Raw genomic sequence first — 6,322 nt, forward strand, 5'->3', positions numbered from 1 at the left:
GGCATCTCTAACGCTTATTTTAGCGTACCAGCCAGCTACCTTTGCATTGGGGCATCTCACTTTTAAAAGCAGTGGCAGTAACACTTTAGCTATTTCCGGAGATGTCTATTACATCCATGCTCACGCACTCAACAATACTCCCACCGGACAGGTTCATTTTATGACTAGCTTTCCGCAAGCAGGAAAGTATAAACTTTGGGGACAATTTAATCGCAACGGTAAAATCATTACTGCTGATTTTTGGATTAATGTGGTTTAATTTAGCTGATGTTTTCTTAATAAAACAAGAAGGGTAAAACTTCCTGCCTTCTAACTTTGGATGTACATAGTACCTATGTGAATTCACCATCTATTTAGGTAGTGAATTCTTGCTTCTGACTATCTCTGGTATTGAGCCGAGATGCGACCAAGTGCGATTCGTTCCAAGGCGAATACATAACTTTGGGTGAACACGCGGAGGTAACACCTCCAAAATGTTTATAACTGACAAGTGAGATGTGGGTGAAAGCCCCACAACTGAAGAGACAGTTGACTCCTTACCTGTCCACACCGAGTCAGCTTGTCATGGATAAAACTAGACCTGGAAAAACGTCTTAATACGAAGCGGCAACCTGAATAAAATATGCCGACTTTATACCCGCAACTCTCGCATCAGTTAGCCGAACTAGATGCAATCTCCAAGAAGGATATAGGCGGAGTGGTCTGTCCTAAAACATCATCACAATCCACGAGTCGGAACGAAGAAACCCTCGACCTAACTGTACCCCTGTATTGACTCTCATCAATAACAATTAGGTTTTTCTAAAAACTGTTTACCGCAGTCTTTGCAGAGATAGCGTTGCTTACCGTGACGATGCCCATTTTTAGATAAACGAGATGAATGACAGTGAGGGCATATCATTACTTTCATTACTTGTTGCGGGGCTGGCTGTATATAGGGTGTTAAGTACGCTACTAATAAAGCTTTAATTTCTGCATAACGAGCTTGTCTTTGGTGTTTATCATGGCGTAAAGCATTGAGTAGTAAAGCGTTGTAAGATAAATGAACCGTTTCTGCTAAGAGTTCGCTTTTTTCTACAGCTAAGTCTGGATTCCACCTGCGAAACAAGCCAGCAAATTGTTGTATCAACCACTCATTAAAGGTTTCGTTAAATAGCTTAAACAACTCTGGGGCAACGAAATACTGAATGTACACAACACGTGGTATGGGATCTGCAAAATATTCAGCATGGGTATTCACCACGCGCTCAATAAACTCTGATAATGAATTTTGCTGGTCTGCTGACTGCATCAACTGGGCATGAATGGCTGTCACCCGTTCCATGTGACGAGCTTCCAGAGCATGAAAAATTGCCAGTTTATCAGGAAAAAACTGATATAGAGAACCAATCGCCGTTTCAGCTTTCGCCGCTATCATGTGGGTAGTTGCGGCTTCATATCCCACTTCAACAAAAACTGCTGCTGCTGCTTGAAGAATTTTCTCTACTCGTTGTTGACTGCGTTTTTGCTTGGGTTGACGGCGCATTGGGATAGGTTCTGGTTTGGTCACGTTACGAGTTGACAAATGTGAATAATGTGTCGTATTTTAAAAATTAAAGATGAAACTTTTGTCACAATTTTACTCTAACGATCGCCATTATTGAGCGATAAGCTCGCCCTATCGTAGGCGATTGCGCTTCGCGCAGTGCCAAAGGCAATCGTATTCATTTCACATACCTTAAAACCAATCCTTGGGAGACTCCTATGGAAGCTATTCTGCCGGGCGCGCCTTGGTTAATTGCCCATCGTTCCATGTTGGGCATTAATCAACCGTATAAAGTCACACTCAATGAACATGATTATGTACTGTGGCAAAATCAGCAAGGTGAAGTGTTTGCCCTCGATAACATTTGTCCTCACATGCAAGCACCGTTATCAAATGGCTGGATTTGCCAAAACACAGATGCGAAGACCTACGGTCGGTCTACGACCATCGCCTGTCCTTTTCATGCACTAAAATTTGATGGACAGGGAAGACTGCACAATGCAGGTAAAGTGGGCAGTCAACCTCTGCTAAGTCCTCTGGAAATCGTGATTAAAGACGATTGTATTTGGACATATGGCGGTCATACTCCCAAAATTCCGATCCCGGATCTTATCCCCAAAGTTAGTGCAGGTATGAGCTTTTTAGGAGTTGCGGGAGAAAAAAGTATTTGCGGTACTTTTTTGGACAGTATTTCCATCAATTATGACTACAACCATCAAAACGGTACACACCGGGAGTTATTTGGTATTAAAGCCAATCGCATCCCCGTATTTGAGCATGATGGATATTGGGCAAAAGTTGTGCAAGAACTAGATCGAGACGATAGCACATGGAATGATATCCTCGGCAATCCTGTGATCCTCACTGCACCCAAGACTTACACCGGAACGTTAGAATATGCTTTTCCCGCACTGACAACTTTTCGTGCTGATTTCGCCATTGGCGAAGTTTTGCAAGTTCATGCGTTGTACCCAGAAACTGCAACCCAAACTAAAACCTTTGTTTTAGTCTACAGTAAACCCAAACACCCAATTTTGAACCCGCTACTAGGGCGCTTTGTGTTAAGTGCAGTCGCAACAGTGGTAGAGCAAGATACACGTACCATTGAAACTTCTTATCCTCGCCAGCCAGCCAAGATTCGCCTCCCCAATGAAGAAATTATGTTTCATGCCCAAAAGCTATATCGTCAATGGTGAGCAACAATTGACGCATTACGAAACATATTGGACTTTAGTTCACTATCCAATGATAAGAAAACCCACAGTCATTTTTTGGATTGCTCACTTACTGTAGCTAAAAATTTTATAGTTATACTGATTTTGCATCCTGTTCGAGTAACAAAAGTAGCTTACGCAGCATGGGGATGAACAGTTGTAATTCATCAGCCGTGAATTGAGATAACAGTTGTTTTTCTTTCTCAAACAGAATAGGCATCACAGTATCCGCAAGCTGTATTCCTTTGGGAGTCAGTTGCACCATTATACTGCGCCGATCCTCTGCATCACGGACACGCGTTACTATGTCATCTTGTTCTAGGCGGTCAATCCGGTTTGTCATTGCGCCTGAAGACAGCATGAGCAAACTATAGAGTTCAGTAGGTTTCAAGCAAAAAGGTTGTCCCTGTCGTCTCAGTGTGGCTAACACATCAAATGACCAGACGTTCAAGCCATAGTCAACCAGTATACTTTCTCGGTGCTTTTCCAGAAGACGGGCTATTCGTAGTACCCGCCCAATTATCCCTACGGCTGAGGTATCCAACTGCGGCACTTCCTGTTGCCATTCCTCAAGAATGATGTCAATTCGATCTTTGTTCATATTGCCATTTTATCTTGACATCGAGATTCTTGACATTTATCTTTATCTTAAGTATCTTAATATCAAGATAGATGTCAAGAACTCTCTCTCTATCCTCCACACAAAACAACAGCCATGACACCCATACGTTTAGGTCTCCAGGGATCTGTTCCTAATGGTCAAAGCTACTTATATGTTCTGCTGGCATTGCTGAATGGTGCTGTATTGCCGATTCAAAGCAATCTCAATGCTCAATTAGCGCGATCGCTCAATTCTGTACCTCTAGCCGCAGATATTTCTTACCTTGTCGGCTCAATTGCGTTGATTAGTTTGTTATGCACAGGTTGGTTTGGTCATCCAGATTGGTCTGCTTTAGCCAAAGCTCCCCGATGGACTCTGATGGGTGGTTTATTTGGAGTTTGGTATATTACCGCCAGTGCTTACTTTACATCTATTTTGGGGACTACCTTGACTCAGGGGCTAATTATATGTGGACAAGCAATTACAGGTTTGGTCACTGACCATTTTGGCTGGTTGGGAGTGAACCGCCGTCGCCTAACAGCTAATCGTCGCCTTGTTATGGGACTGTTAATTGTGGCAATTTTTCTGCTTTCTCTACCAACCTAATACTTTTTTAGTATCATCATTATGGATATTTTATTAGCATTGCTTGGCGCTGGTTCGGCTGGTGGTTTTTCAACAATTGGTACAGCCGTCAATGCCCGATTAAAGACAATACTCTACTCGCCAATAGCAGCAGCAACAATTAATTTCTTAGTTGGGTTTAGTATCCTCACATTGCTGCTAGGACTTGGTATTTTCAAACCCTACAAGCTTGACTTACTTTCTATTACTCCTTGGTGGGCATTTTTAGGCGGTTTACTAGGTGCAATTTTCGTAACCTTAAGTACCTTAATAGTTCCTAAATTGGGTTTAACTACAACTACTTTAGTTGTAGTATTTAGCCAAATTTTTATGTCAATGGTAATTGATCAATTGGGATGGTTCGGTGCTATTAAATATCCGATTACCACACCCAAGATATTAGGAATCGCCACATTAATAGTAGCGATTGTAATTAATCAATTGGACAGAAACTATTCTCATAAAAACGTCAATTAGTGCCTTGGATAAGTTTGAACAATTGTTATATCTTTTAAAATCAGCTACTCACGGTAAAATTCACAACTTATTCCCTTACATCTAAAATAGCAAAAACTATGGAATGGCTTAATGAACCTCCTAACTGGTCGCATTCAGATCATAAAATCATCGTTACAACCTCGCCAAAAACCGATTTTTGGCGTATAACTCACTATGGTTTTATTCGTGATAGCGGACATTTCTACTTTGACCGAGTGAGTACAGATTTTGTTGTCGATGTCAAGATAAAAGGAAACTACAAAGACTTATACGACCAAGCAGGAATTATGATTCGTGCTGACGATAAACATTGGATTAAAACTGGAATTGAGTATGTAGATGGAGTACAAAATTTGAGTGCTGTCGTTACTCATAACTATTCAGATTGGTCATTTACACCTTTGTTAAATCCTCCTCAGATTTTTCAGCTACGGGTTGAGCGATGTCAAGAGGCTATTCATATCGCTTATTTAGATGAATATGACCGCTATGTTCCCTTGAGAATGGCTTATTTTCCAGTTGAACAAGATATTCAAGTCGGAATTATGTGTGCATCACCACTAGGAAATGGGTATGAGGTAATTTTTGAAGATTATCAATTAACAAAAAAAGGGGGGAATTTATGATCCATATTCAAGATTTAGCTGATTCTATCCTCCAAAAGCAATCAGAATTGTCAGTAGATAGAGGTTTTTTAGTTGCTCTCAGTGGTATTGATGGTTCTGGTAAAGGTTATATTACTGAAAAATTAATAACTGCTCTTAATGAGCAAGATATTAATGCTGTTTCCATTAATTTAGATGCTTGGCATAAGCCACTAATTGAGCGATTTAATTCTGAACATCCAGCCCAGCATTTTTATCATCATGCTTTTTATTTTGATGATCTATTTCAACAATTGATACTGCCGTTAAAAAATCAACGGATGATTAATTTAACGACTGTTTTAACTGGAATTACAGGTATACCACAAACCTATAATTATCAATTTGAAAATGTGGATGTAATTGTGCTTGAAGGAATATTTTTGCTGAAGCGATCGCTCCAAGATTTCTATGATTTTAAGATTTGGATTGATTGTTCATTTGAAACTGCTTTGGAGAGAGCAATCCAGCGAAACCAAGAAGATATTTTACCAGAACAGATAATTGAGGATTACCAAAAAATTTATTTTCCTGCCCAACAGGCTCATTTGGCAATTGACAATCCCAAATCAAGTGCAGACGTGATTTATATTAATGATTTCAAGTTAGTTTAATTTGTGTTTTAACAGGAAAACTAGATGTTGGGATATGGTTAAATGTTGTGACCTGCAATGCTAATAAAACAAGGATAAACTGGGTAACCATCCGCCCAGTACGGCAGCAAATCCACAGGCGGCAGCAACCGCTACCGCACCCCACTTAAATGGCGGGTTTCGATCTAGCCAGTCAGTCAAGCTGGGTACGCTTAAATACGGTGCAACGATGCCACTCGTAATCCATGACGGTAGATCAACAAAAAGATTACCTTTTTCAAGAAAGCAAAACTTCTTGAATTAATTGGGCTTCTCCTGATTTTGATTCAACAATTACTTGGATTTTAAATTTCACACTATCTCCTGCTCAAATAACATTGATTTTCTATCTCCAGTTGAGTATTGTATTAAATGTTGGTTAACTTTTTGACGGTCGAAGTGGTTTTGATAAATTGATAACCACGTTAATAGTTCACTGGCTTCTTCTCTATCCATGTCAAATTTCTTTTCCCTTAACAATACTATAGCCAAATTACGAGGGTTAAACGGCTGTAGAAGCATTGTGAATACGACCAAAAGAGGTGAGTTTGGCAAAAATCTGGGATAATAAAATAGGCTCAGGC

At 40.2% G+C, this 6,322-nt stretch carries 8 protein-coding genes and 1 pseudogene; 6 read left to right on the top strand and 3 right to left on the bottom strand.

The window, feature by feature from the left end:
- Positions 1-259 (top strand): annotated as a pseudogene (locus H6G68_RS26385) (hypothetical protein); the annotation flags it as partial.
- 522 nt (positions 260-781) lie between these two features.
- Here the strand turns inward: H6G68_RS26385 and H6G68_RS27495 are convergent.
- On the bottom strand, positions 782-1,549 hold the full coding sequence (locus H6G68_RS27495) for a TetR/AcrR family transcriptional regulator (protein ID WP_199332737.1): 768 nt from the start codon (positions 1,547-1,549) through the stop codon (positions 782-784).
- Between the two features lie 194 nt (positions 1,550-1,743).
- On the opposite strand from H6G68_RS27495, the gene H6G68_RS26395 reads away from it, so the two are divergent.
- A complete protein-coding gene (locus H6G68_RS26395) occupies positions 1,744-2,721 on the top strand; it encodes a Rieske (2Fe-2S) protein (RefSeq protein ID WP_190909291.1) in 978 nt (325 codons plus the stop codon).
- A gap of 112 nt (positions 2,722-2,833) precedes the next feature.
- On the opposite strand, the gene H6G68_RS26400 is transcribed toward H6G68_RS26395, so the two are convergent.
- Positions 2,834-3,340, bottom strand: a complete 507-nt coding sequence (locus tag H6G68_RS26400; RefSeq protein ID WP_190909292.1) for a MarR family winged helix-turn-helix transcriptional regulator — start codon at positions 3,338-3,340, stop codon at positions 2,834-2,836.
- A gap of 114 nt (positions 3,341-3,454) precedes the next feature.
- Between H6G68_RS26400 and H6G68_RS26405 the strand changes: the two genes are divergently transcribed.
- From H6G68_RS26405 to H6G68_RS26420, 4 genes are all read left to right on the top strand, one after another.
- Positions 3,455-3,946: a DMT family transporter gene (locus H6G68_RS26405; protein WP_190909293.1), complete on the top strand. Its 492-nt coding sequence runs from the start codon at positions 3,455-3,457 to the stop codon at positions 3,944-3,946.
- Between the two features lie 21 nt (positions 3,947-3,967).
- Complete coding sequence (locus H6G68_RS26410; RefSeq protein WP_190909294.1) at positions 3,968-4,441, top strand: DMT family transporter; 474 nt, start codon at positions 3,968-3,970, stop codon at positions 4,439-4,441.
- Positions 4,442-4,539: 98 nt separating this feature from the next.
- Positions 4,540-5,088 (top strand): DUF1349 domain-containing protein, encoded by a 549-nt coding sequence (locus tag H6G68_RS26415; protein ID WP_190909295.1) that lies wholly within the window; start codon positions 4,540-4,542, stop codon positions 5,086-5,088.
- Complete coding sequence (locus H6G68_RS26420; protein ID WP_199332738.1) at positions 5,085-5,720, top strand: uridine kinase family protein; 636 nt, start codon at positions 5,085-5,087, stop codon at positions 5,718-5,720. Before H6G68_RS26415 ends, H6G68_RS26420 begins: the two co-directional genes overlap by 4 nt.
- A 330-nt stretch (positions 5,721-6,050) precedes the next feature.
- Here H6G68_RS26420 and H6G68_RS26980 read toward each other — a convergent pair.
- A partial coding sequence (locus H6G68_RS26980) for a hypothetical protein (RefSeq protein WP_422596884.1) occupies positions 6,051-6,322 on the bottom strand: 272 nt, incomplete at its 5' end.

This window comes from Anabaena catenula FACHB-362, assembly GCF_014698735.1.
GTDB lineage: Bacteria > Cyanobacteriota > Cyanobacteriia > Cyanobacteriales > Nostocaceae > Anabaena > Anabaena variabilis_A.